This is a genomic window from Lutibacter holmesii, assembly GCF_042679665.1.
In the GTDB taxonomy this organism is placed as follows: Bacteria; Bacteroidota; Bacteroidia; order Flavobacteriales; family Flavobacteriaceae; genus Lutibacter; species Lutibacter holmesii.
Genome location: NZ_JBHTMV010000003.1, coordinates 470,050 through 494,434 on the forward strand (window position 1 = coordinate 470,050; position 24,385 = coordinate 494,434).

Here is a 24,385-nt window from a genome sequence, read left to right on the forward strand (position 1 = left end):
AGGTTTCTATTCAATGTTTCTAACACAGCGAACGTAATTATATACATACCTAACATCACCTTGCGGACCAAAATATTGTGGGTAATCTTCTTTGTCTCCACTTTTAGGATCACTACGTTGGCAACCAGCACCATGAACATCCATTAATACGCCGTTCATTATTCCTTGTCCTTCACCAAAGGCAATGTAAACACCTGTTGCATATGGATTTGCACCATCTAAATGGCTAGTTCCGGTCCAGTAAAATGGATAATTTCCTGTATTTCCTTCTGGATCTGTAATTTCAGTACACTCAAATAGCGGGTCTATTGCTGGTGAATTTGTTGTTTTTGGGGATCTGGTATAATCTACAATACTTTGTAGTTCTTTTGCGTTTGGCAAACGCCAGTCAGATTTGTTTGCTAGGGTGAGATCTTCAGCATAAAGCAAAGATGCTTCCCAATCTCTTGAAATTCCGTCATCAGCTTTTTGCCACATTAGGCCAGTTGCTAAATCGCTAATTGTACCATCTCCGTTATCTACAAAATTATTTGTTCCGTATGTCGTATTTCCTCTAACCATTCTAAAATACATGGTATTTGCAGTAGTTGATCCAGCTTTGTACTTTGGATATCCTTTTATACGGCCATCAATAAAATTCACTCCAAAAATTGTTTCATCTGAATTCATTGTAGTGCTCACATATGCTGTTGAAGACCAAGTTTGAGCATCTATTTCACGATCTCCAATGGAAGTATCTCCTAATTCTTGATAAAAATAATTGGTATCTATAAACAAATCAATGGCAACTTCACCTTTTACATTTCCGGTAAATAATATTAATGAATACAATTCTTTTAAGGTTGGAACTCTCCAATCAGTATAACCTCCTAAATTTGAGTTGGCAGCTTTTGTAAAAGCTTCAGTAAAAGAAATTTTTTCTCCCATATCTTGCTCCCACATTAACCCGGTAACATTGTCGGTTATAGTACCATTGTTGTTATTGGTATAAGACGGTTGATTTCCAGTATAAGAAGCATCTTGACCATAAAATGAATTACTTGTGCTTGGTTTTGAAATTAAAGCATCATTGCTATAATAGTCTGTTACACCTGTATCAACAATACTGTAAGGTTTGTTTGGAGTTGGTAATTCAATTATTTCTTGTTCTTCATTAGATCCGTTATCATTATTACTGTTTTCGCAAGAAATAAAGAATACACATAACAATCCTAGTAGGGTAAATTTATTTAATTTCATATGGTTTGTTTTTAGTTGATCATTTTATTTTAGGTTGCTGTTTTGACTGCTGATAAGAAGAAAGGTTTAATATTTTTTTTACAATTAAACATTAATCGTATATTTGCGATGAACTTATGAAAAGAACAAAAGAAGATATCGTTTATGAAGTTGAAACTGAAGAAATAGCAAAGTTTGCTAAAGCTTTGGGGCATCCAACACGTATTAAAATATTAAATCATTTAGACAATGCAAGTTGTTGTTATACAGGTGATTTGTTAGATGTTTTGCCTTTGGCACAATCAACAATTTCTCAACATTTAAAGGAGTTGAAAGCTGCAGGGTTAATTCAAGGAACAGTGAACCCTCCAAAAATTAAATACTGTATAAATCAAGAAAATTGGATGAAAGCAAAAGCTTTGTTTAATGAGTTTTTTAGTAAAAACATGAACGAAATTTCGTGTAAATAAGCATTTAAAATTATAGAATATGAAAATAATTAAAGTATTAGGAACAGGTTGTCCAAGTTGTGTAAGTGCAGAAAAAGTAGTGGAAGACGTAGTGAGCGAATTAAATATTGATGCTCAAATTATTAAAGTTACTGAAATCATGGATATTATGATGTACGATGTTATGAGTACACCAGCAATTGTGATTGATGAAAAAGTAGTAATAAAAGGAAAAGTGCCAAGTAAAGACGAAATGAAGGCTTTGTTAGTTGATAACTTTGCCAACAATGCATGTTGCTCTGATGAAAATGTAGAAGATTCTTGTTGTTCTACTGATGATAAAGAATCTGGTTGTTGCTAAACCATTATTGTTTCACTCAAAACAACAATTTTTTAAAATAAAAACCAATTTAAACAATGGTATTTCAAGAAATAAACAATACAATAGCTTCTTTAAAAAATTTAGAAGTTTCAAATGACCGAAAGTTAGCATTACAACCTTTTGTTGATTATGTTCAGGCTAAAGTTTCAGCAAATAAAAATGTGAATCTAAATTTTATTTGTACACATAATTCACGTAGAAGCCATTTATCTCAAATTTGGGCACAAACAGCTGCGTATTTTAATGGTATTAAAAATGTGTACTGTTATTCTGGTGGTACTGAAGCTACTGCTATGTTTCCAATGGCGGCAAAAACACTAGAAACTGCAGGTTTTCAAATAGTAAAATTATCGAATGAAGAAAATCCAGTTTACAGTATTAAATATGCTGAAAATGAACACCCTTTAATTGGTTTTTCAAAAACATATGATAATGACTTTAATCCGAAAGGTGAATTTGCTGCTTTAATGACCTGTGATCACGCCGATGAAAATTGTCCTTTTATTTTTGGATGTGAACAAAGAATTGCAGTGCGTTATGAAGATCCAAAAGCATTTGATAATACACCTCAACAAGCTGAAAAATATACAGAGCGAAGCAATCAAATAGCTTCAGAAATGTTATATGTATTTTCTCAAATTAAAAAGTAATGAAAAAACGATTGAAATTTTTAGATAGGTTTTTAACCTTATGGATTTTTTTAGCAATGGCACTAGGTGTATCAATTGGTTATTTCTTTCCACAGGTTTCTACAATAACAGAATCATTGTCGGTTGGTACTACCAATATTCCGTTGGCTATAGGTTTAATTTTAATGATGTATCCTCCGTTAGCAAAAGTTGATTATAGCTTAATTCCAACAGTGTTTAAAGACACTAAATTAATGTCTATGTCTTTATTTTTAAACTGGATTGTTGGTCCTGTTTTAATGTTTGCTTTGGCCATTATCTTTTTAAGAGACGAACCAGGTTATATGTCTGGTTTAATTTTAATTGGTTTAGCGCGTTGCATAGCCATGGTTATTGTTTGGAATGATTTGGCAGGTGCAAGCCGTGAATACGGAGCTACCTTAATAGCGCTAAATAGTGTGTTTCAAATTTTCACTTACAGTTTTTATGCGTGGTTATTTATAACAGTATTGCCACAATATTTTGGAATGGAAGGTTTAGATGTAAATGTAACCATTTTTGAAGTTGCTGAGAGTGTTTTAATTTATTTGGGAATACCATTAGTTGCTGGGTATTTAAGTAGAAAATACCTAACCAAATTAAAAGGTGAAGATTGGTACAATCGTAAATTTATTCCGTTTATTTCTCCAATTACGCTTATTGCTTTGTTAGCAACTATTGTTTTAATGTTTAGTTTAAAAGGAGATTTAATTGTTGAAATCCCTTTTGATGTATTTAAAATTGCGGTGCCTTTGGTTATTTATTTTGTGTTAATGTTTTTTGTTAGTTTTTTCACAGGAAAAACTATGGGAATTGATTATAAGCGAAATGCAGCAGTTGCTTTTACAGCTACAGGAAACAATTTTGAATTGGCAATAGCAGTGGCAATTGCAGTTTTTGGAATTAATTCTCAACAAGCATTTACAGGTGTTATTGGTCCTTTAGTTGAGGTTCCTGTGTTAATTGGTTTGGTTAATGTTTCACTTTGGCTGAAGAAAAAATACTATTAAATTAAATTGCAATGAAAGAGTTTTGGGACGAAAGATATAGCGAGGCAGGTTTTGCATATGGCACTGAGCCAAACGCATATTTTGAAAAAATAATAAAAGAGCAGCAGTTAAGCGGAACAATTTTATTACCTGCAGAAGGAGAAGGTAGAAACGCCGTTTTTGCAGCTAAAATGGGGTTAGATGTTACTTGTTTTGATATGAGTTCGCAAGGTAAGGTTAAAGCTCAAAAATTGGCCAAATTAAATAACGTTACTATTAATTATAAAGTTGGTGAGTTTTTAGAAATGGATTTTAAAGAAAATTCATTTGATGTTATTGCTTTAATTTATGCGCATTTTCCGCCCAAAGTAAAATCAGAATATCATAAAAAATTAGCGAGCTATTTAAAGAAAGATGGAGTTTTAATTTTAGAAGGTTTTAGCAAAAAGCAATTTGAAATTAATACAGAATATAAACAATCTTTTGGGCCTAAAAACATGGAAATGTTATACTCCAAAAATGAAATTCAACAAGATTTTTCAGTTTTAGAAACTGTTGAGTTGAGTGAAGAGATGGTAGATTTAAATGAAGGAATTCATCATAAAGGAAAAGGTTCTGTAATTCGTTTTATTGGAAAAAAGAAGAGATAAGTATGTTTGATTGGATTGATACTTTAGCAACGTGGTTTGTGTTTTCTATTTTAAAGTTAGAAGAAGAAAGTCATATGGCTGAGGCCTTGCACTTTTTTATTTACGATACTATCAAAATTTTACTATTAGTTTTTGTAGTTATATTTTTTATGGGAATTGTTAATAGTTACTTTCCTGTAGAAAAGGTAAGAAACTATTTGTCACGTAAAAAATTATATGGTTTTGAATACTTAATGGCTTCGTTATTTGGAACAGTAACTCCGTTTTGTTCTTGCTCATCAGTACCATTATTTATTGGTTTTGTAAAAGGAGGAATTCCATTAGGAGTAACATTTGCTTTTTTAATTACTTCACCTTTGGTTAATGAAGTTGCTATAGGTTTATTTATTGGTCTTTTTGGATTGAAAACAACTGTAATTTATGTGGTAAGTGGTGTTTTGTTAGGAACCATTTCAGGAATGATTCTTCAACAATTAAAATTAGAGAAATATTTATCGCCTTGGGTGCTAAAAGTTTTAGAAAATAGCCAAAAAGAAACGGAGAAATTTGAATTGGAACATTCGTCATTAAAAGATCGTTTACCTTCAATTTGGAAAGAAACAAAAACCATTTTAAAAGGAATTTTACCGTACGTAATAATTGGAATTGCAATTGGCGGTTTAATGCACGGTTATATTCCAGAAGGTTTTTTTGAGCAATATATGGGAGCCGATAATTGGTTTGCAGTGCCAATAGCAACCTTGTTAGCTGTGCCAATGTATTCAAACGCTTCAGGAGTATTACCAATTGCACAAGTGTTGGTTTCAAAAGGAATTCCGTTAGGAACAGCAATTGCATTTATGATGGGAGTTGTTGGACTTTCATTGCCAGAAGCTATGTTGTTAAAAAAAGTAATGACATTTAAGTTAATTGCAATTTTCTTTTCAGTAGTAACAGTGTGTATCATAATTTCAGGATACCTTTTTAATATCATATTTTAATAATTAAATTCATAATAAATGAAAAAGTTAAGTTTAATAGTTTTAGTAGTTGGAGTGCTATTTTCTTGCAAAGAGAAAACTCAAAAAAATGAAATAGAAGTTGAAAAATTAGTCAACCAAATTGAAGTAATTGATTTTCATTCAACACATCGTTGTATGACCTGTAATGCTATTGAAGCAAATACAAAATATACATTAGATACTTATTTTTCCTCAGAAGTTGCAGCTAAAAAAATTACATTTCAAGCTATTAATGTTGATGAGGAAATGAATTTAAAAATTGCCGAAAAGTTTGAGGCAACCGGTACAGCTTTGTTTTTAAACGTGATAGTTGATGGAAAAGAAACTCAAATAGATTTAACAGAATTTGCTTTTATGAGCGGAAACAATCAAGAAGAGTTTTCTAATGAGTTAAAATCTAAACTTGAAGTTGAATTAGCTAAAATTTAAATGGAATTTTTAAAAGCGCTTTTAGAAAATTATAATATCCCAATTCTATCAGCTTTTATTTTGGGTTTAATGACGGCAATTAGTCCGTGCCCATTGGCTACAAATATAACAGCTACAGCATTTATTGCTAAAAATATAAGTAGTAAAAAAAAGGTTTTTTTAAGCGGAATTATGTATTCCTTAGGAAGAGCTTTTAGCTATACTTTAATTGGATTAATTTTATATTTTGGAGCTAGTAAATTTCACATAGCACGTTTTTTTCAGCAAAACGGAGAAAAATATTTAGGTCCGTTACTTATTGTTGTAGGTTTAATTATGTTGAATATTATTAAGCTAAATTTTATTGAGAAAAGTAATTTTACTGAAAAATTGTCTCAAAAAATAGCTAATAAAGGTGTTTTAGGTTCTTTTATAATAGGCGCAATATTTGCGTTAGCTTTTTGCCCTTACAGTGGTGCTTTGTACTTTGGAATGTTAATACCAATGACAATTTCTAGTGTTGAAGGATTGTATTTACCTATTGTATTTGCTATTGGAACCGGTTTGCCTGTTTTGCTATTTACTTATTTGTTAGCATTTGCAACTGGCAGTATTGGCTTGTTTTATAATAAAATAAAAACCATTGAAAAATGGATGCGTACAATTGCTGGTGTGGTATTTATTTTAGTTGGAATATATTATGTTCTTATATTTACAGGAATTATTTAATTAAGAATCGCAACATGGAAAACGGAATTAATAAAAAACAATTAATAATTGCAGCAATGGTATTTTTGCTTTCGTTTTTGCTGTCAAGAGAAGTTTTTGCAAACTGGGATGCTATAAAGGCATTTTTGTTTGGAAATTAAAATAAAAAAGCTCGAGTTATTCTCGAGCTTTTTTATTATTTCAGGTTTTCTAATTCGGTGACAAATTTTAATAAATCATCAATTTCAACATGATCCATCATAATTACTTTAAACCAACTGTGTTCGCCATTGTGTGTATCAGGTACCAATCCAAATTTATGCGCTAGATCATCTGGAATAAAGCTTGATTTTAGCGTTACAATATTCATAAATGGATTTCTAAAATACTCAATATTTAAGTTATTTAGTTGGTCACAAAACCATTCGGTTCTTAATAAAAGCGTGTTAATTTTTTCAAACCAACCGTAATAACCATAGCTAAATAAAATCATCCAGACAGCAATGGCATTGGCGCCTGATCTACTTCCTGAAAGTGTTAAATCCATTCCGTCAACATATTGAGCTTCTTTAGTTAATGCGTTTTCAATATATCCTTTTCGGCATAAAAAGACACCAGTTCCGTAAGGTGCTTGTAACATTTTATGTGCATCAATAGTAATTGAAGTTACATTTTCATTTTCAAAATTAATTGTAGATTTTTTGTTTGTAATTGGGTAAATAAACCCGCCAAAAGCGCCGTCTACATGAATTTTAAAAACTACTTGGTGTTTTTTAAGAATTTCAGCATAAACGTCTGGATTATCAACAGAACCAAACATAGTTGTAGCCATGTTTGAAATTACCATAAAGTATTTTTTGCCTTCAGCAACTAATTTTTTAACAATAGCATCTAACTCTTCAACAATTATTTCTCTTGAATTAAAATCAACCGGAATTGAAACATTTTCTACACTTAATAAATTAGATCCTTTGTGTACAGAGTAGTGTGTGTCTTCTGAAGATAAAATTACCATCTCATCTAAAGATGCGTTGTATTCTTTTTTGAATAAGTTTCTATAAATCCATAATGCTTGAATGTTTGCTTCGGTTCCACCAGTAGCAATATAACCGTCGTATTGGTTTTCTTTTGCTTTAAAAATATCAACAGCTAATACGCGAATTACTTCTTTTTCTAACTCTTGTGAACCTTTAAATGCCTCTTCACTTTTTCCTAAAGTATGGCAGCCAATATTATTTGGATTTGCAATAAATGATTTTAAAATAGGTGCATTGTCTAGCGATGTTCCGCTTGTGTTAAATACATTTTCATCTAAATGTGAAACAGGATAACCCAAGTATTTGCTACTTTCAAAATTTACTGTTGAAGCTAAAGCTTGATCGATTTTTTGGATCAATTGTGGCTTCGATAGTTTTTTCCAATATTTCATGTGTATTATTTTAAATTATATGTAAAATAAGCATTTAAAAAAGTATGTTTTTTATGCTTTTCGCAAAAGTACGCAAAATATGTTGGTCAAACTGTTTAAAAACGACTCATTTCTTTTGTGTTGAGTTCCATAAAAAAAGATTAATTTTATTTTTTAAACAAATTGCAGCCGTTGGAATTAGAAGTTCAAATAAAATCACTCCCAAATCAGCCAGGTGTTTATCAATATTTTGATAAAGATGAGGTAATTATTTACGTAGGAAAAGCGAAAAATTTAAAAAAAAGAGTCGCTTCGTATTTTAATAAAAACCATGATGATGGTAAAACACGTGTACTGGTTAAAAAAATTGCCAACATAAAACACATTGTTGTAAATACAGAAACCGATGCGTTGCTGTTGGAAAATAATTTGATTAAAAAATATCAGCCGCGTTACAATGTAATGCTAAAAGATGATAAAACGTATCCTTGGATTTGTATTAAAAAAGAGCGTTTTCCGCGTTTGTTTTTAACTAGAAATGTAATTAAAGACGGCTCAGAATATTACGGCCCGTATACTTCCGTTCGTACGGCAAGAGCTTTGTTAGATTTAATTAAAGAGTTGTATTTGTTGCGTTCATGTAATTATGATTTAAGTGAAAAAAATGTTGCAAACGGAAAATATGGAGTTTGTTTAGATTATCATATTGGAAACTGTAAAGGGCCTTGTGAAGGCTTGCAAACTGAAGATGATTACAACCGTGATATTACTGCAATTAGAAATATTGTAAAAGGAAATTTTAAAGATGCTATTGTTTCTTTTCAAGAATTAATGATGCGATTTGCCGAAGAATTAGAATTTGAGGAAGCACAAAAAATTAAAGAAAAGATAGATTTATTAGCTAATTATCAGGCCAAATCAACTGTGGTAAATCCGTCTATAACAAATGTTGATGTATTTTCAATTGTTTCAGATGAAAGTTACAGCTATGTAAATTTCTTTAAAATTTCAAATGGTTCAATTATTCAATCACATACTTCTGAAATTAAAAAGAAATTAGATGAAAGTGACAAACAATTATTAGAGCTTTCAATTATTGAAATTAGACAACGATTCAATTCGCAATCCAAAGAAATTTATGTGCCTTTTACAGTAGATTTAGGTGAAAATATAAAAGTAACTGTTCCAAAATTAGGAGATAAATTGCGCATAGTTGAGTTGAGTATTCGAAATGCAAAATACTTTAGACAAGATAAATTAAAACAAATTAAAATTGTAGATCCTGAAAGGCATGTAAACCGAATTATGGAACAAATGCAAAAGGATTTACGATTGGGAAAACAACCACGACATATTGAGTGTTTTGACAATTCAAACATTCAAGGTACACATCCTGTGGCAGCTTGTGTAGTGTTTAGAAATGGAAAACCTAGCAAAAAAGAATATCGAAATTTTAATATAAAAACAGTTGAAGGTCCAGATGATTTTGCATCTATGGAAGAAGTTGTTTTTAGGCGTTATAAGCGCTTACAAGATGAAGGTGAACAATTACCTCAGTTAATTGTAATTGATGGAGGAAAAGGGCAATTATCATCTGCATTAAAAAGTTTGGATGTTTTAGGTTTAAGAAATAAAATAGCAATAATTGGAATTGCAAAACGTTTGGAAGAAATATATTATCCAGATGATCCTGTACCGTTGTATTTAGATAAAAAGTCTGAAAGTTTAAAAATAATTCAGCATTTAAGAAATGAAGCGCACCGTTTTGGAATAACGCATCACCGTAATAAACGTAGTAAAAGTGCTTTAAACAACCAATTAGAGCAAATTTCTGGGATTGGTAAACAAACTGTAGTATCTTTATTATCACATTTTAAATCGGCTAAAAGAGTATCTGAAGCTTCGTTAATAGATTTAGAGAAAGTAGTTGGAAAATCAAGAGCTACAAAAGTATTTGACCATTTTCAGAAGAATAAAAAGAAATGAAAAAATTAATTTACATATTTTTTTTACTTTTTGTAAGTTTTTCTTTTTCGCAACAACCAGCTGAAAAGAAAGATTTAAAAGTTGGTGTGGTGTTAAGTGGTGGAGGCGCAAAAGGTTTTGCTCATATTGCTGTTTTAAAAGCTATTGAAGATGCAGGTGTGCGTGTAGATTATATTGGAGGTACAAGCATGGGCGCAATTATTGGTGGTTTGTATGCTTCAGGTTATTCGGCTTCTGAATTAGATTCAATAATGAAATCTATAAATTACGAAACTATTTTGTCTAATGATTTTCCTAGAAAATCAAAACCTTTTTATGAAAAAGAAGAAGGAGAAAAATATGCCATTTCTTTACCAATTAGAAAACGAAGCGTTGGAATTCCAATGGCAGTAACTGAAGGTCAAAATGTACTTAATTTATTTACAACTTTAACGCAACACGTAAGTAATATTAACGATTTCACGAAACTTCCAATTCCATTTTTATGTATGGCAACTAATTTAGAAACAGGAACACAAGAAGTTTTAAATAAAGGTTTTTTGCCTATTGCAATGATGGCAAGCGGTTCTTTTCCTACACTTTTAGCTCCTGTTGAAATTGATGGCGAATTGTATACAGACGGTGGTGTTGTTAATAATTTTCCTGTTGATGAGGTAAAAGCAATGGGAGCTGATGTTATAATTGGTGTTGATATTCAAAATGGTTTAAATGACAAAGAGCAATTAAATTCTGCATTAAAAATATTGAACCAAATTGTAGGTTTTCAAATGTATAATACCTTAAATGAAAAGTACAAAACAGTTGATGTTTTAGTAAAGCCAAATCTTGAAAACTACAATGTAGTTTCATTTGATAAAATGGAAGAAATTATGAAGATTGGTGAAATTGCTGGGCAACAAAATATGAATAAATTTCGTGAAATTGCACAGCAGCAAGTTAAAAGTAAGCCACACACTATTAAAAAAGATATTTTTAAAAAGTTCCATATTTCAGAAATACAAATCTCAGGAAATGAAGATTATACTAGGGCTTATATTTTAGGAAAGTTAAATTTAAAAAAAAGAGATTCTACAAACTATAAAAGTTTAATTGAAAGTATTGAAAATTTGTCATCTACAGGAAATTTTGAATTGATTCAGTATAAAATTGATGAAATTGAAAATGGAAGTGCAGTAAAGTTTAAAGTGAAAGAGACAGAAGGTGAAAATACTGTGAAATTCGGAATTCACTACGATAATTTATATAAAACGGGTGTGTTGGTAAATTTTACAGCGAAACATTTATTGGTGAAAAATGATATTTTTTCTGGAGATCTTATTTTAGGCGATAATGTGCGATACAACATTAATTATTTTATTGATAATGGTTTTTATTGGAGTTTTGGAATGCGTTTTAGATACAATAACTTTAATGAAGATATTAGATACGAAGATTCTTTAATTAATAAATTAAGTATTGATTATGAAGATTTTACCAATCAAGTTTACGTTCAAACTGTTTTTGGAAGAAAATTTGCACTTGGTGGTGGAGCAGAGTTTAAAAGAATTATTGCTTCTTCTGAGACTACTTCAGAGTTAGATGGTGGTAAAATTACAGCTAACGATGAGGGTAAAATTTATTTTGATAAATCTAATTATTTTAATTTGTTTGGGTATTTAAAAATTGATACTTATGATAAAGCTTACTTCCCTAAAGAAGGATTGTTTTTTGATGCTAGCGCACGTTTTTATTTATCATCATCAGATTATCTTAATACGTTTGAACCTTTTTCTCAGTTAAAAGCTGATTTTGGAATGGCCTTAACAACTTTTGATAGTTTAACTTTTCAATTGTTCTCTAAAGCCGGAATTACTGTAGGTGAAAATGAAAACAGAACCTTAGATTATAATGTAGGAGGTTACGGTAAAAATTTCATAAACAATTTTATACCATTTTATGGGTATGATTTTGCTGAACTTGAAGGAAATGGATTTTTATTATCAGGATTAACGGCGCGATATGAGTTTGTAAAGAAAAATTATATTTCTTTAACAGCAAACTATGCGAGGGTAAGTGATGATATATTTAAGGATGGGAAATTATTTGAGGATACCAAATCTGGATATATGGCTGGTTATGGTATAGAAACTTTTATAGGACCAATTGAAGTTAATTATGCTTGGTCTCCAGATCATAAAGAGAATTATTGGTATTTTAATGTTGGGTTTTGGTTTTAAAAAAAAGCCCTGCAATGTATGCAGGACTTTTTATGATATTGTGTAATGCCTATTTAAGTAACTTTCCGTTTTTATCGGTAAAGTCAAATCTTAAATATTGATAAGCATCTCTTGGTAAAATTTTAATCCACTTTTTGTATTTAGCAAACCATCTTTGTTGAATAGATGGAATACCTTTTTTTAAATAAGCAGCAATAAAAGGATGTGTATTTAAAACAATCTTTTTATGCTCTTTTAAAATAATAAGTTTGTCTAATTCAGCTTCAATTTTGTCAATTAAAACAATTGGAGCTTCTACTTCACCTGCTCCACTTGGATTAGGTTCTTGTGTTTTTATAACTAATTCAGGTCTTACGCGTTGTCTTGTAATTTGTACAAGACCAAATTTGCTTGGTGGCAGTATTTTATGTTTTGTTCTATCATATGCCATTTCAGCTTTCATATGATCATAGAGTTTTTGTCTATGTTCTGCTGTGTGCATATCAATAAAATCTACAACAATAATACCTCCCATATCACGTAGTTGTAATTGTCTGGCTATTTCTGTTGCCGCAATTAAATTAACCTCTAGGGCAGTATCGGCTTGAGACGATGCCTTATTTGAACGGTTACCACTATTTACATCAATTACATGCAGTGCTTCTGTATGCTCAATTACCAAATAAGCGCCTTTACTCATTGAAACTGTGCGGCCAAATGATGTTTTTAATTGGCGTTCAATTCCAAATTTTTCGAACATAGGAACTTTAGATTTGTATAATTTTACAATAGACTCTTTGTCTGGTGCAATTTCTTGTAAATACTCTTTAATTTCTAAAAACAGTATTTCGTCGTTTGTAACAATACTTGTAAAAGAATCATTAAACAAATCTCTTAAAATTGAAGAGGCTCTGTTTAATTCACTTAATACTTTTATTGGTGTTTTTTGTGTTTTAAGATCTTTTATCTTTTTACACATTAACACCCATCTTTCTAAAGAGTTTTGTAAATCTTTATCAAGTTCTGCTACTTTTTTACCTTCGGCAACAGTTCTAATAATAACTCCAAAACCTTTAGGTTTAATACTTTTTACGAGTCTTTTTAAACGTTCTTTTTCGTTTGAGTCGTTAATTTTTTGAGAAACGGATACTCTATTTGAAAATGGAACTAAAACTAAATATCTACCTGCAATTGAAATTTCAGAACTCATACGAGGTCCTTTGGTAGATATTGGTTCTTTTACAATTTGTACTAACGAATTTTGACCTGTTTTTAAAACATCAACAATACTTCCGTTTTTGTCAATGTCATTTTCAAGTTTAAAATTTTTTAAAGTGTAATCTTTAATTTTACCTGTACTTATTCCTTTAATAAAATTATTTAAAGAGTTTAACTGTGCTCCTAAATCATGATAATGTAAAAAACCATCTTTAGGATAGCCTACGTTTACAAATGAGGCATTTAAGCCTGAAAGTACTTTTCCTATTTTTGCAAGAAAAACATCTCCCACAGAAAACTTGTTTCCGTTTGATTCATTATTAAGTGCTGTTAGTTTACCGTCTTTTAATAAGGCAAAATCAATACCAGAGGAGTTCGATCTTATAATTAATTCTGTTTTCACTCTGTATTGTTTTATGTTCAAGTAAAAATTACTTGAACTATTAATAAATTTACAGGATTTACCCAACAATATTTGCAGTATGCAAATATCTATTTCAATGAACTTAATTAAAAGTTAAAGAAAAAGTAAGCTAAGCTTACTTTTTCTTTTTGTGTCTATTTGCTCTTGCTCTTTTTTTACGTTTGTGAGTAGAGATTTTAGCTCTTTTTCTTTTTTTACCGCTTGGCATAATAAAATGTTGTTTTTGTTAATAATTCTTTTGAACCTAATTATTTTACTGACACTTTTGTTTTTACTCCTTCTACAAATACTTTTGCAGGTTTAAATGAAGGAATATTGTGTGCAGGAATTTTAATTGTTGTATTTTTTGAAATGTTTCTTCCTGTTTTTTCCGCTCTTGTTTTTATAATAAAACTTCCAAAACCTCTTAAGTATACATTATCACCTTGTTCAAGTGATGTTTTCACTTCTTCCATAAAAGCTTCAACAGTTGCTAAAACATCTGCTTTTTCAATCCCAGATTTATCTGAAATACTTGATACGATTTCTGCCTTCGTCATTTCTATTCGTGTTATTGTTGTTATAATATTTTTAAGACGGCAAATATAGTATATAATAATCAATTTCAAAACGTTAATTAACTAAAATTTAATCGTTTAAATAATGTATCATTGCATTTTAATGAAACAGTAATGAAATTTTCTAACACATTAGTACAGTGGTATTTACAAAATAAGAGAGATTTGCCTTGGAGGCAAACTAGCAATCCTTATTACATATGGCTCTCTGAAATTATTTTACAACAAACCCGAGTTGATCAAGGAATGGCGTATTATTTTAAGTTTGTTGAACATTTTCCTACTGTTTTTGAGTTGGCTTCGGCTAGTGAAGAACAGGTATTAAAACTTTGGCAAGGATTGGGTTATTACTCAAGAGCTAGAAATCTTCATTTTTCAGCAAAATATATTGTAACAACCTTAGAAGGTAAATTTCCTACTACATATAATAGTATACTTAAATTAAAAGGAGTTGGTGATTACACAGCTTCTGCAGTTGCTTCAATTTGTTTTAATGAACCAACAGCCGTTGTTGATGGAAATGTTTATAGAGTGTTGGCTCGTTATTTTGGAATAGAGAGTGCAATTAATAGTACCAAAGGTATTAAACAGTTTAAACAATTAGCCCAAGAATTAATTGATGTTAAAATACCAGGAACGCATAACCAAGCGGTTATGGAATTTGGTGCGCGTATGTGTAAACCTCAAAATCCTGATTGTGAAATATGTCCGTTGAATTCAAGTTGCGCTTCTCTTGCTACTAATAAGGTGAAAGAATTACCTTTTAAAGAGAAAAAAATAAAAATTAGAAATAGGTATTTTAATTATTTGGTTGTTCATACCGCAAATGATACAACAAAACTGGTAAAACGTGAAAAAGGCATTTGGTTAAATTTATATGAATTTCCATTAATTGAAACCTCTTCTATAATTGATGAAACTGAATTGGTTGCGCACCAAAATTTTAAAAAGTTATTTCATTCTTTAAATGTTTCGGTACAGTTGTTTAATACAAAGGTTATGGTGCATAAGTTATCACATCAGCATATTTACACCAATTTTTGGATTGTAAAAACTGAAAATTCTAATCAATTTAATATTGATTGGAATTCGGTTCAAGATTTTCCTGTTTCTACCTTGGTTAATAATTTTTTAAAGCAATATAGAAGCAACTAATTTTTTTAGTACTTTTGATTATAAATCTATTGAAAAATGGCAGGTACAGTTAATAAAGTTATTCTTATTGGGCACTTAGGTGATGAAGTTAAAATGCATTATTTTGAGGGTGGAAATGCTATTGGGCGTTTTCCATTGGCAACAAATGAAACATATACCAATAAACAAACAGGAGAAAAAGTAACTACAACAGAGTGGCATAACTTGGTTGTAAGAAATAAATTAGCTGAAATTTGTGAGAAATATTTGAGTAAAGGAGATAAAATTTATTGCGAAGGCCGTATTAAAACACGCCAATGGGATGGAGACGATGGCTCTAAAAGATATACTTCTGAAATTCAAGTAACAGAAATGACGTTTTTAACTACTAAAAAAGATTTAAATGCGCCAAAACCTACAACTCCTGAGCCTACCAAAACTTCAATTCCAAAAGTTGAAGAGAATGATTTACCATTTTAAGTTTAATTAAATTAGAAGTAATTGGATCCTGAACCCACGTTTTTATTTATATTTTTAGCCAAAGCAATTAATATTTGGCTGTTTTTAAGTGTAGGAATTTTATTTTTACTATTGCTATTGTCGGCTCTTATTTCAGGTGCTGAAGTTGCTTTTTTCTCATTATCAAAAGTTGAATTAGATGTTGCTGAAGAGTCTAAATCATCACAGCAAAAAACAGTGGTTTCTTTATTAGAAAATCCACAAAAATTGTTAGCTACAATTTTAATTTCTAACAACTTTATTAATATTTTAATAGTACTAATTTTTGCTTTTATTGGTGAAGCTATTTTTGATAGAATTACTTCTGAAGTTTTAAAATTTTTAATTGAAGTAGTTTTAGTAACATTTCTAATTTTGTTGTTTGGTGAGGTTTTACCAAAAGTTTATGCATCAAGAAACGCTTTAAAATTTGCGGCATTTATGGCAATTCCGCTTAAAATTTTAAACTCTCTTTTGTCGGTTTTAAGTTTGCCTTTAATGAATTTAACCAATGTAATTGAGAATAAATTGGCCAAAAAACAATCAAACCTTTCTGTAGAAAAATTATCGCAAGCATTAGAATTAACATCTAATGAGGCTACCACAAAAGAAGAGCAAAAAATATTAGAAGGTATTGTTAGTTTTGGAAATACCGAAACAAGTCAAATTATGACTCCAAGAATAGACATTTTTGCACTTTCAAATGAAGAATCGTATGAAGATGTAATTTCAAAAATTGTTAAAAACGGATTTTCAAGAAACCCGGTTTATAAAGAAAATATTGACGAGATTGTTGGTGTTTTATACGCCAAGGATTTGTTGCCTCATTTAAATAAGAAATCTTTTGAGTGGCAAAAAATAATAAGAGAACCTTATTTTGTACCTGAAAATAAAAAACTAGATGATTTGTTAAAGGAGTTTCAGGAAATGAAAAATCATTTGGCAGTTGTTGTTGATGAATATGGTGGTACCAACGGAATTGTAACTTTAGAAGATGTTATTGAAGAAATTGTTGGTGATATTAGTGATGAGTTTGACGATGATGATTTGTTTTACACAAAAATTGATGCTCATAATTATTTATTTGAAGGAAAAACCAATTTAAAAGATTTTTATAAAATTTTAGATTTAGACGATACAGAGTTGTTTGATGATAATAAAGGTGAGTCTGAGACCGTTGCAGGGTTTGTTTTAGAGATTTATGGAAAATTTCCTAAAAAAAATCAAGTAATTCCATTTAAAAATTACGCGTTTAAAATTGAAGCAATGGAGAAAAAAAGAATAAAAAAAATAAAAGTGACGCTTCCTAATTAATGCTGCTATGAAAAAAATCACACTTATTTTTATTATTGCTATACTGTGTTTTTCTTGTGGAGAAGAAACGCTTCCAAAACCTAAATCGTATTTAAAATTGCAATATCCTTCAGCAAAATATCAAAAGATAAGCTCTAATTGTCCTTATACTTTTGAAGCATCAACTTATGCTAATGTTGCTATTAAAAATAATTGTTGGGCAAAAATTGAATACCCTAATTTAAAGGCTACCATACATATTACGTATAGAGAAGTTGATGGTAATTTAAATGCTATTTTAAAGGAAGTTGAAAAATTAACATTTGAACATACTATAAAAGCAGATGTTATTAGTGATATTCCTTATGATGATGTTGATAAAAAAGTATATGCAAAGTTGTATAATATTGAAGGAAACGTAGCTACAAATGTTCAATTTAGAGCTACAGATAGTTTAAATCATGTACTTTCAGGAGCCTTGTATTTTTATGCAAAGCCAAATTACGATTCAATAGTACCAGCTATTAAGTATATTGAAAAAGACATGGTGAAATTAGTGGAAACTTTAGCTTGGAAATAAATGAAAACTGCACTTAAATTTAAATACAATAAAACCATACGATTTTGGCTTTTAACAGGTTTAGTAATGTTAATTGGTCAAGTTGTTTTAGGAGGTATTACACGTTTAACAGGATCAGGGCTTTCAATTACTCGTTGGGATATTGTAACTGGTGTAATTCCGCCATTAAATGCACAAGAGTGGATCGCTGCTTTTGATTTGTATAAAGAAACACCTCAATTTCATAAAATTAATTCTACCATATCATTACACGATTTTAAATTTATCTATTTCTGGGAATATTTTCACAGACTTTGGGTGCGTACTTTAGGCTTTATATTTTTAATTCCTTTTGTGTTTTTTGTTATAAAAAAAAGCATCAATTTTTATTTGATAAAACAATTGGCTTTGGTGGTGTTTTTAACTGTGTTAACCGCTTCTGCTGGTTGGATAATGGTGCAAAGTGGTTTGGTAAACAGGCCTTGGGTAAATGCATATAAATTAACCATTCATTTTATGCTTGCCATTTTAGTGATTTGGGCAATGACAAAAACTGTGGCTGATGCGTATAATTTTGGAACTTCAAAAAAAATAGCTTCAAAAAAAATAGTGCCAGTTATTATTGGTGTAACCTTAGTTCAAATGATATTTGCTGGTTTAATGGCAGGAATGAAAGCAGGTTTGTATTATCCTTCTTGGCCAAGTATGAATGGTGAATTTGTGCCTGGTGTTTTACAAGATAGTTCTCATTGGAATTGGGGAAATATGATCAATTATGACTCGTATTTATTTGCACCAGCATTAATTCAGTTTACGCATAGAATGTTGGCTTATTTGTTGTTGGTATTGGTGTTGTTTATGTTTGTGAAATTGAAAAATAAGGTTGATTTATTTTCAAAAAGATGGTTGAGTTTAACATTAGTATTAATGTTGTTACAGGTGTTGTTAGGTGTTCTAACTGTTTTGAATGTGGAAGGAAAAATACCTTTGTTTTATGGTGTAAGTCACCAATTGGTAGGTTTGTTATTTTTTATAAGCTTACTGTTTTTAAATTATAAACTTCGAAAAAAGGCATAAAAAAACTCCGATGATTTTTCATCGGAGTTTTTAATATATTACTTGAAGATTATTGTTTTGTCAAGTCTTTTACTGCATCAGTACCTTTTTTTGTTTCGGTTTTAACAGTTTTTACAATGCTATCTGCAGCTTCAGTTACAGCGTCAGTTGCATCACTAGCAGCTTCAGTTACAGCATCAGTTGCTTCACCAGCAGCCTCAGTTACAGCGTCAGTTGCCTCACCAGCAGCTTCAGTTACAGCGTCAGTTGCGTCACCAGCAGCAGCTTCAACACCTTCTTTTGCAGCTTCAACTTCAGTTTTTACTGCATCCATTACGTCTTCCTTTTTTGTTTCTTTACAAGAAACAGCAATAACACTTACCAATGCGATTGCGATAAAAAATTTAATTGTTTTCATTTTTTGTAGATTGATTTTAATTAAACACAAAGAAACGATAACTTTTGTTAAGAATAAAATTAAATAAATAAATTTAATTAATAATTTTTGGTAAATCGTTTGTTTTTGTTACAGAATAAACATCGCCGCCGGCAATTCCATCAATTTTTTTGATAATATCACTTTTGCTAACTTTATTCGCGTCATAGGTGAATTGCCCTTTTTTAGATTCAAAGTCTACTTTTGCATAGGTAACGCCGTCAAATTTTGATAGTTTTGATTGAATTGTTCTTGCGCATCCAATTTCACAAGTCATACCTTCTATTTCTACTTCAATACTTTTATAATCTGCAGTAACTTGTTCGGTGTTAACTTCTTGTTTTTCTACAGGAGTTTCTTTTTTAGTTTCTTGGCATGAAACAAAAATGAAGACAGCAAATAAAAGTGTTATAATTTTTTTCATAATGATTTGTAGTTATGTTTTGTAAGCGAATTTAGCAACTATTATTTTTATTGAATGACTTATTTGTTACATTTTTTAATTTGAATAGAATTTTCAATGGAATAGAGTTGGGTTTTAATATAGTTTGAATGTAGAATTAATTTTTAAACTAATTAAGTATATCTAAAATTTTATGCGACTTTTGCATTTTATTTAAAATATGCAACACAAACAGCTACGTTGGGTTTATTTGGGTTTACTTTCATTAATTTGGGGAAGTTCATTTATTTTAATGAAATATGCTTTGGTTGGTTTAACGGCAATGCAAGTTGGAGCTTTAAGGGTTTTAATTACCGCAATTTTTTTATTGATTATTGGCTTTAGGCGACTTTTTAAAATTCAACAAAAGCATTGGTACTATTTAACTTTAAATGGTTTTATAGGTTCCTTTTTTCCGGCATTTTTAATGTCATATACTGTTGAAAAAATGGATAGTGCTGTGGTATCTATTTTAAATTCATTAACTCCTTTAAATACATTAATTTTTGGTTCTTTAGTGTTTGGATTTGCTTTTAGAAGAAAACAGCTTTTGGGGGTGTTAATTGGGTTGGTTGGTACGTTGATACTTATTTTAAAAGGTGCTGAATTAAACCCAAACCAAAATTATTTTTACTCTAGTTTTATTTTGGTTGCTTCTATTTGCTATGCGTTAAATATTAATATTTTGAAAAAGTATTTGTATGATTTGGATGCGCTTAGTATTACCGTAGCTAATTTTGTAATTTTAATAGTTCCAAGTATTCTTTTATTAGCTTTTACAGGTTTTTTTACCACATTTGAATTGAATGAAAGTAGTTTAAAAGGACTTTTTTACTTAACAATATTGGCTGTTTTAGGTACTGGTTTGGCAAAGTTAATGTTCAATAGATTAATTCAAATATCATCAGCAATATTTTCTTCATCAGTTACATATATCATTCCAATAGTTGCTATTACTTGGGGTATTTTAGATGGTGAAACTATATCATTTATACAGTTTGTTGCTGCATTTATAATATTGTTGGGTGTTTATATTGTAAATAAAGCCAAATAAAAAACGACCCAATTTCTTGAGTCGTTTTGTATTTATGTTGAAAAAATATTATTCAAAATCACTTGCTGTAACACCTTCATTTACTTTAGCATCAATTAATTTAAAAGTCACTACTTGCGGACCTAAATTACCTGATTTAGTTGTTGGAAATAATACACCATTAAACTCTTTGTAGTCGCTATAATTAGACTCTTGAGTTTGTGTTTGTCCTTGCATTGCTGTTACTTGGGTTTCTTTAACTTTTAAACCTGTTTCTACATCAAAGAAAATAGTTGAAGATATTATTTCACCTTTGGTTGCAATTACATACATATCTTTACCGTCAACATTTTCAATTCCAGTAAGAATTGAGTTTTCATTTGTAAGTACGCCCATTTCAGTGAAAGTTCCTAAAGTGTAGTTCATTTCGTTTGCCATTGCTGCTGGTAAAGGTTGTTTGTTCATAGTAACAGCATCTTTGGTCATAATAATTTTAGCCAAAACATTTCCACCCATACTCATTTCATTTGCATATTTTGAAGCGGTTCTTTTTTCAGTTGATAAAATAGTGCTTCCCATTGCTGAAGCTTCATAAGAAACTAAAGTACTTTCTATAGCTTTAATTTTATCTGCTCCGCCAATTGCGTTGAAATAATTATCAATTACAGTAGCTTTTGTAACTCCTGCTGGAATTGGTTTTGTTAGTTCTGGTTTAGAAGTTGGATTTCCTTCTTTGTCAAAATAATTGATTGTATATCCAGTTTTTTCTAAATTAGGTAAAACATCTAACGCTTTTCCAACAATTACAATACGTGCATTATCTGCGCTAAAATATTTTTGAGCCACACGCTGAATATCTTCAACCGTTACAGCATTAATTTTATCTAAATATGTTTCATAAAAGTTTTCTGGTAAATTATTGGTTTCAACATTTAGAGAATATCTTGCAATTGTTTCTGGTTTTTCAACATTTCTTACAAAGCTTCCAACATAGGTTGCTTTTACAATTGCTAATTCTTCAGCAGTTACTTTTGTAGATCTAATTTTAGTTAGTTCTTTCATAGTTTCAACTACAGTACTATCTGTAACTGCATTCCTAACTTGTGCTCCTGCAGAAAAAAGAGCTGCTGTGTTTTTATCAGTTCTAATACCTGATCTTGCGCCATAAGTGTACCCGTGTGCTTCTCTTAAATTCATATTTAAATAGCTGTTGAAGTCACCTCCAAAAATTTGATTGGCTAATAGCACAGCATAATAATCTGGGTCGGTCATTTTAAATTCAACAGTGCTTAAAACAGTAACGTCTGATTGTACTGCGTTTGGCATATTTACAAAATCAATTTCAGTAGCAGCAACATTTGAAACTGCCGGAATTTCATAAGATGGCAATGTTCCTTTTTCCCATTTACTAAAATTTTTGGTTATTAATTTTTTAACCTCTTTAAAGTTTACATCTCCAACAACAATTAAATAGGCATTGTTTGGTTTAAAATAGGTATTGTAAAAGTTTTCAACGTCAGCTAAAGTTACGTTTTCAACTGTTGCAATACTTGTATATTCTCCGTAAGGGTGATTTTTTCCGTAAGCCAATAAATTTTGAATTCTACTTGAAATAGATGCAACACTTTTTTCTCCAGATTTAATTCCGTCTTTTAAAATGTTAACTTCTTTGTCAAAATCTTCTTGCGAAAAAATTGGGTGTTGCGCAGCATCAGCCATTAATTCTAAAACTCTAGGGAAGTATTTTGATAATGAACTCATTCGGGCACTTTGGCTTCCAAAAGAAATTCTGGCACCTAAATAATCAACTTCTTCATTAAAATCATCTTTAGCAATGTTTTTAGATCCTGAGCCTAAAAGACTTGCTGTTAAGCTTGAAACACCTGCTTTTTCTCCTTCAAAAATTGGTGCATTGTCAATAGTTAAAGTTGCGGATACGCGTGGTAATTTATGATTTTCAACAACCAATACTTTTAAACCGTTTTTTAGTTCAAAGGTTTGTGGTTTTCCTAAATTTACTTTAGGAGCAGGTCCTGGTTTTGGTTGAACAGATCTGTCTATTTGTGCTGAAACTGAAGTTGCCAGAAAAAATAGCGCTATGATATATATAAATTTTGTTTTCATATTATTTTTAGTTTTGTTCTTTTTCTAGTTTAGGTAAATAATCTAATACCAATCGTTGATTTGTATTTAGATATTTTTTTGCAACGTCTCTAATTTCTTCTTTTGTAATTGATTCATATATTTCAATTTCAGTATTAATCAAGTTAATATCATCATAAAGCATATAATATCTAGCTAAAGAATTGGCAATTCCTTCAACGCTTGCATTTGCATTTACAAATTGGTTTTCAAACTTGTTTCTAAGTTTTTGAAGTTCTTTTTCTGAAATTAACTCAGTTTGAAGTTTTACAATTTCTTCATTCATTTCATCAACCAAGTCATCTAAAGTATTGTCACCTAAAGGTAGTGCTAAAACAATATACGCACCATAATCTTCTAATGAATAATTAAAAGCAGCAACTTGCATTGCTTTTTTCTCATCATCAACTAGTTTTTTATACAGTCTTGAACTTTTTCCATCACTTAAAATAGATGAAATCATATCTAAAACTCTAGTATCTCTAGTGGTCATTGCAGGTGTTCTGTACACTGTAAATACAGCAGGAATTTGAATATTTGGATCTTCAAAAGTAACTTCAATTTCTGAAGTGATTGGCTTTTCAACAATAGCTTCACGAACAATGTCTTCACCTCTAGGAATACTTCCAAAGTATGCTTCAATTAATTCTTTTGTTTTTTCAATTTCAATATCTCCAGCAACTACTAATACAGCATTGTTTGGTACATAAAACTTTTTGTTAAATGCTTGAAACTCTTCTAATGAAGCAGCATCTAAATGGTCTAAAGAACCAATAGTTGTCCATCTGTATGGGTGTTCTTTAAATAAATTTTTAAAAACTTCACCCGTCCATTGCCCGTAAGGAGAATTGTCATAACGTAATCTTTTTTCTTCTTTTACTACTTCATTTTGCGTGTCAACACCAATTTGATTAATTACAGGGTGCAGTAAACGTTCAGATTCCATCCATAATCCTAACTCTAAATTATTTGAAGGAAAAACCTCGTAGTAGTAAGTTCTATCTTGCGTTGTGTTTGCATTGTTTGTACCACCGTTAGATGAAACAATTTTAAACCATTCTCCTCTTTCAATGTTTTCTGTGCCTTCAAACAAAAGGTGCTCAAAAAAGTGTGCAAATCCTGTTCTTTCAGGGTTTTCATCTTTGGCTCCAACGTGGTACATTACTGATGTTGTTACGATTGGTGCCGAATTGTCTTGATGCAATACAACATGCATTCCGTTGCTTAAATCGTATTCTTGGAAATCTACTTGCTGCGCATATAAACTAGCACTAAATAGAAGACCTAAGAAACTTAGATAATACATTTTTTTCATTTTCATAAATGGTTTTATAATTGTTATTTGTGTATTTGACGCGTTATTTTAACATTGTTACACTCTTGAAAAGTAATAATTTTTTGTAGAACCAAATAACATTATTTAGCTTTTGTGTGGAATGCTAAGTTGATTTATAAATAAAGTGTTGGCAAAATTTGGTTTGTAAATAGCTTTTAATCAGCTGAAAATGAGTGTATTTTTTGTTTTAAAATA

General features: G+C 30.3%; 25 protein-coding genes. 17 read left to right on the forward strand and 8 right to left on the reverse strand.

Features of this window, described 5'->3' with window-relative positions; genetic code table 11:
• Window positions 1–6: 6 nt before the first annotated feature.
• Window positions 7–1,239, reverse strand: a complete 1,233-nt coding sequence (locus tag ACFQ5N_RS04840) for an Lcl C-terminal domain-containing protein (protein ID WP_386808211.1) — start codon at window positions 1,237–1,239, stop codon at window positions 7–9.
• Window positions 1,240–1,355: 116 nt separating this feature from the next.
• Between ACFQ5N_RS04840 and ACFQ5N_RS04845 the strand changes: the two genes are divergently transcribed.
• From ACFQ5N_RS04845 to ACFQ5N_RS04885, 9 genes are read left to right on the forward strand one after another with little or no spacing between them, the layout of a single operon-like run.
• Window positions 1,356–1,688: an ArsR/SmtB family transcription factor gene (locus ACFQ5N_RS04845; protein WP_386808212.1), complete on the forward strand. Its 333-nt coding sequence runs from the start codon at window positions 1,356–1,358 to the stop codon at window positions 1,686–1,688.
• Window positions 1,689–1,707: 19 nt separating this feature from the next.
• Window positions 1,708–2,028 (forward strand): thioredoxin family protein, encoded by a 321-nt coding sequence (locus ACFQ5N_RS04850; protein WP_386808213.1) that lies wholly within the window; start codon window positions 1,708–1,710, stop codon window positions 2,026–2,028.
• A 56-nt stretch (window positions 2,029–2,084) separates the two neighbouring features.
• Window positions 2,085–2,699 carry a protein-tyrosine-phosphatase gene (locus ACFQ5N_RS04855; protein WP_386808215.1) on the forward strand — a complete coding sequence of 205 codons (615 nt, stop codon included), beginning with the start codon at window positions 2,085–2,087 and terminating at the stop codon, window positions 2,697–2,699.
• Window positions 2,699–3,727: an ACR3 family arsenite efflux transporter gene (arsB, locus tag ACFQ5N_RS04860; protein ID WP_386808217.1), complete on the forward strand. Its 1,029-nt coding sequence runs from the start codon at window positions 2,699–2,701 to the stop codon at window positions 3,725–3,727. Before ACFQ5N_RS04855 ends, arsB begins: the two co-directional genes overlap by 1 nt.
• An 11-nt stretch (window positions 3,728–3,738) precedes the next feature.
• Complete coding sequence (locus ACFQ5N_RS04865; protein WP_386808218.1) at window positions 3,739–4,356, forward strand: class I SAM-dependent methyltransferase; 618 nt, start codon at window positions 3,739–3,741, stop codon at window positions 4,354–4,356.
• A 2-nt stretch (window positions 4,357–4,358) separates the two neighbouring features.
• Window positions 4,359–5,336 carry a permease gene (locus ACFQ5N_RS04870; RefSeq protein WP_386808220.1) on the forward strand — a complete coding sequence of 326 codons (978 nt, stop codon included), beginning with the start codon at window positions 4,359–4,361 and terminating at the stop codon, window positions 5,334–5,336.
• An 18-nt stretch (window positions 5,337–5,354) separates the two neighbouring features.
• The gene (locus ACFQ5N_RS04875) at window positions 5,355–5,786 is read left to right on the forward strand and encodes a nitrophenyl compound nitroreductase subunit ArsF family protein (RefSeq protein ID WP_386808221.1); all 432 of its coding nucleotides are present in this window, start codon (window positions 5,355–5,357) and stop codon (window positions 5,784–5,786) included.
• The gene (locus tag ACFQ5N_RS04880; RefSeq protein WP_386808223.1) at window positions 5,787–6,494 is read left to right on the forward strand and encodes an aromatic aminobenezylarsenical efflux permease ArsG family transporter; all 708 of its coding nucleotides are present in this window, start codon (window positions 5,787–5,789) and stop codon (window positions 6,492–6,494) included. It abuts the gene before it with no gap.
• A 14-nt stretch (window positions 6,495–6,508) separates the two neighbouring features.
• Window positions 6,509–6,634: a hypothetical protein gene (locus ACFQ5N_RS04885; RefSeq protein WP_386808225.1), complete on the forward strand. Its 126-nt coding sequence runs from the start codon at window positions 6,509–6,511 to the stop codon at window positions 6,632–6,634.
• A gap of 35 nt (window positions 6,635–6,669) precedes the next feature.
• On the opposite strand, the gene ACFQ5N_RS04890 is transcribed toward ACFQ5N_RS04885, so the two are convergent.
• The gene (locus ACFQ5N_RS04890; RefSeq protein ID WP_386808227.1) at window positions 6,670–7,902 is read right to left on the reverse strand and encodes a pyridoxal phosphate-dependent decarboxylase family protein; all 1,233 of its coding nucleotides are present in this window, start codon (window positions 7,900–7,902) and stop codon (window positions 6,670–6,672) included.
• Between the two features lie 162 nt (window positions 7,903–8,064).
• Here ACFQ5N_RS04890 and uvrC point away from each other — a divergent pair, with 162 nt between their 5' ends.
• Window positions 8,065–9,867 carry an excinuclease ABC subunit UvrC gene (gene uvrC, locus ACFQ5N_RS04895; protein ID WP_386808229.1) on the forward strand — a complete coding sequence of 601 codons (1,803 nt, stop codon included), beginning with the start codon at window positions 8,065–8,067 and terminating at the stop codon, window positions 9,865–9,867.
• Entirely contained in the window at window positions 9,864–12,083 is a 2,220-nt protein-coding gene (locus ACFQ5N_RS04900; RefSeq protein WP_386808231.1) for a patatin-like phospholipase family protein, read from the forward strand. Before uvrC ends, ACFQ5N_RS04900 begins: the two co-directional genes overlap by 4 nt.
• A 49-nt stretch (window positions 12,084–12,132) precedes the next feature.
• On the opposite strand, the gene ACFQ5N_RS04905 is transcribed toward ACFQ5N_RS04900, so the two are convergent.
• Together ACFQ5N_RS04905 and ACFQ5N_RS04910 are read right to left on the reverse strand one after the other, a co-directional pair.
• Entirely contained in the window at window positions 12,133–13,683 is a 1,551-nt protein-coding gene (locus tag ACFQ5N_RS04905) for an Rne/Rng family ribonuclease (protein ID WP_386808234.1), read from the reverse strand.
• A gap of 269 nt (window positions 13,684–13,952) precedes the next feature.
• A complete protein-coding gene (locus tag ACFQ5N_RS04910; protein WP_386808236.1) occupies window positions 13,953–14,243 on the reverse strand; it encodes an HU family DNA-binding protein in 291 nt (96 codons plus the stop codon).
• A gap of 132 nt (window positions 14,244–14,375) precedes the next feature.
• On the opposite strand from ACFQ5N_RS04910, the gene mutY reads away from it, so the two are divergent.
• Genes mutY through ACFQ5N_RS04935 form a run of 5 tightly spaced genes read left to right on the forward strand, consistent with a single transcriptional unit; the run spans window position 14,376 to window position 18,822 of the window.
• The gene (gene mutY / locus ACFQ5N_RS04915) at window positions 14,376–15,416 is read left to right on the forward strand and encodes an A/G-specific adenine glycosylase (RefSeq protein WP_386808239.1); all 1,041 of its coding nucleotides are present in this window, start codon (window positions 14,376–14,378) and stop codon (window positions 15,414–15,416) included.
• Window positions 15,417–15,452: 36 nt separating this feature from the next.
• Window positions 15,453–15,875, forward strand: a complete 423-nt coding sequence (locus ACFQ5N_RS04920) for a single-stranded DNA-binding protein (protein ID WP_386808241.1) — start codon at window positions 15,453–15,455, stop codon at window positions 15,873–15,875.
• A 21-nt stretch (window positions 15,876–15,896) separates the two neighbouring features.
• A complete protein-coding gene (gene gldE, locus ACFQ5N_RS04925) occupies window positions 15,897–17,207 on the forward strand; it encodes a gliding motility-associated protein GldE (RefSeq protein WP_386808243.1) in 1,311 nt (436 codons plus the stop codon).
• A 7-nt stretch (window positions 17,208–17,214) separates the two neighbouring features.
• Window positions 17,215–17,766 (forward strand): gliding motility lipoprotein GldD, encoded by a 552-nt coding sequence (gene gldD, locus ACFQ5N_RS04930; RefSeq protein ID WP_386808245.1) that lies wholly within the window; start codon window positions 17,215–17,217, stop codon window positions 17,764–17,766.
• Entirely contained in the window at window positions 17,767–18,822 is a 1,056-nt protein-coding gene (locus ACFQ5N_RS04935) for a COX15/CtaA family protein (protein ID WP_386808247.1), read from the forward strand.
• Window positions 18,823–18,871: 49 nt separating this feature from the next.
• Here the strand turns inward: ACFQ5N_RS04935 and ACFQ5N_RS04940 are convergent, their stop codons facing one another.
• Window positions 18,872–19,219, reverse strand: a complete 348-nt coding sequence (locus tag ACFQ5N_RS04940; protein WP_386808249.1) for a hypothetical protein — start codon at window positions 19,217–19,219, stop codon at window positions 18,872–18,874.
• A 73-nt stretch (window positions 19,220–19,292) separates the two neighbouring features.
• Entirely contained in the window at window positions 19,293–19,661 is a 369-nt protein-coding gene (locus ACFQ5N_RS04945; RefSeq protein ID WP_386808251.1) for a heavy-metal-associated domain-containing protein, read from the reverse strand.
• 199 nt (window positions 19,662–19,860) lie between these two features.
• Here ACFQ5N_RS04945 and ACFQ5N_RS04950 point away from each other — a divergent pair, with 199 nt between their 5' ends.
• Window positions 19,861–20,733: a DMT family transporter gene (locus tag ACFQ5N_RS04950; RefSeq protein WP_386808253.1), complete on the forward strand. Its 873-nt coding sequence runs from the start codon at window positions 19,861–19,863 to the stop codon at window positions 20,731–20,733.
• A 48-nt stretch (window positions 20,734–20,781) separates the two neighbouring features.
• Here the strand turns inward: ACFQ5N_RS04950 and ACFQ5N_RS04955 are convergent, their stop codons facing one another.
• Together ACFQ5N_RS04955 and ACFQ5N_RS04960 are read right to left on the reverse strand one after the other, a co-directional pair.
• A complete protein-coding gene (locus ACFQ5N_RS04955) occupies window positions 20,782–22,836 on the reverse strand; it encodes a M16 family metallopeptidase (RefSeq protein ID WP_386808255.1) in 2,055 nt (684 codons plus the stop codon).
• Window positions 22,837–22,843: 7 nt separating this feature from the next.
• Complete coding sequence (locus tag ACFQ5N_RS04960) at window positions 22,844–24,169, reverse strand: M16 family metallopeptidase (protein ID WP_386808256.1); 1,326 nt, start codon at window positions 24,167–24,169, stop codon at window positions 22,844–22,846.
• Window positions 24,170–24,385: the final 216 nt, after the last annotated feature.

Bases quoted from the DNA above. Each gene is read 5' to 3' on its own strand.
- ACFQ5N_RS04840 (WP_386808211.1), bottom strand. From the start codon at position 1,239: ATGAAATTAAATAAATTTACCCTACTAGGATTGTTATGTGTATTCTTT.
- ACFQ5N_RS04845 (WP_386808212.1), top strand. From the start codon at position 1,356: ATGAAAAGAACAAAAGAAGATATCGTTTATGAAGTTGAAACTGAAGAA.
- ACFQ5N_RS04850 (WP_386808213.1), top strand. From the start codon at position 1,708: ATGAAAATAATTAAAGTATTAGGAACAGGTTGTCCAAGTTGTGTAAGT.
- ACFQ5N_RS04855 (WP_386808215.1), top strand. From the start codon at position 2,085: ATGGTATTTCAAGAAATAAACAATACAATAGCTTCTTTAAAAAATTTA.
- arsB (WP_386808217.1), top strand. From the start codon at position 2,699: ATGAAAAAACGATTGAAATTTTTAGATAGGTTTTTAACCTTATGGATT.
- ACFQ5N_RS04865 (WP_386808218.1), top strand. From the start codon at position 3,739: ATGAAAGAGTTTTGGGACGAAAGATATAGCGAGGCAGGTTTTGCATAT.
- ACFQ5N_RS04870 (WP_386808220.1), top strand. From the start codon at position 4,359: ATGTTTGATTGGATTGATACTTTAGCAACGTGGTTTGTGTTTTCTATT.
- ACFQ5N_RS04875 (WP_386808221.1), top strand. From the start codon at position 5,355: ATGAAAAAGTTAAGTTTAATAGTTTTAGTAGTTGGAGTGCTATTTTCT.
- ACFQ5N_RS04880 (WP_386808223.1), top strand. From the start codon at position 5,787: ATGGAATTTTTAAAAGCGCTTTTAGAAAATTATAATATCCCAATTCTA.
- ACFQ5N_RS04885 (WP_386808225.1), top strand. From the start codon at position 6,509: ATGGAAAACGGAATTAATAAAAAACAATTAATAATTGCAGCAATGGTA.
- ACFQ5N_RS04890 (WP_386808227.1), bottom strand. From the start codon at position 7,902: ATGAAATATTGGAAAAAACTATCGAAGCCACAATTGATCCAAAAAATC.
- ACFQ5N_RS04900 (WP_386808231.1), top strand. From the start codon at position 9,864: ATGAAAAAATTAATTTACATATTTTTTTTACTTTTTGTAAGTTTTTCT.
- ACFQ5N_RS04910 (WP_386808236.1), bottom strand. From the start codon at position 14,243: ATGACGAAGGCAGAAATCGTATCAAGTATTTCAGATAAATCTGGGATT.
- mutY (WP_386808239.1), top strand. From the start codon at position 14,376: ATGAAATTTTCTAACACATTAGTACAGTGGTATTTACAAAATAAGAGA.
- ACFQ5N_RS04920 (WP_386808241.1), top strand. From the start codon at position 15,453: ATGGCAGGTACAGTTAATAAAGTTATTCTTATTGGGCACTTAGGTGAT.
- gldD (WP_386808245.1), top strand. From the start codon at position 17,215: ATGAAAAAAATCACACTTATTTTTATTATTGCTATACTGTGTTTTTCT.
- ACFQ5N_RS04935 (WP_386808247.1), top strand. From the start codon at position 17,767: ATGAAAACTGCACTTAAATTTAAATACAATAAAACCATACGATTTTGG.
- ACFQ5N_RS04940 (WP_386808249.1), bottom strand. From the start codon at position 19,219: ATGAAAACAATTAAATTTTTTATCGCAATCGCATTGGTAAGTGTTATT.
- ACFQ5N_RS04945 (WP_386808251.1), bottom strand. From the start codon at position 19,661: ATGAAAAAAATTATAACACTTTTATTTGCTGTCTTCATTTTTGTTTCA.
- ACFQ5N_RS04950 (WP_386808253.1), top strand. From the start codon at position 19,861: ATGCAACACAAACAGCTACGTTGGGTTTATTTGGGTTTACTTTCATTA.
- ACFQ5N_RS04955 (WP_386808255.1), bottom strand. From the start codon at position 22,836: ATGAAAACAAAATTTATATATATCATAGCGCTATTTTTTCTGGCAACT.
- ACFQ5N_RS04960 (WP_386808256.1), bottom strand. From the start codon at position 24,169: ATGAAAAAAATGTATTATCTAAGTTTCTTAGGTCTTCTATTTAGTGCT.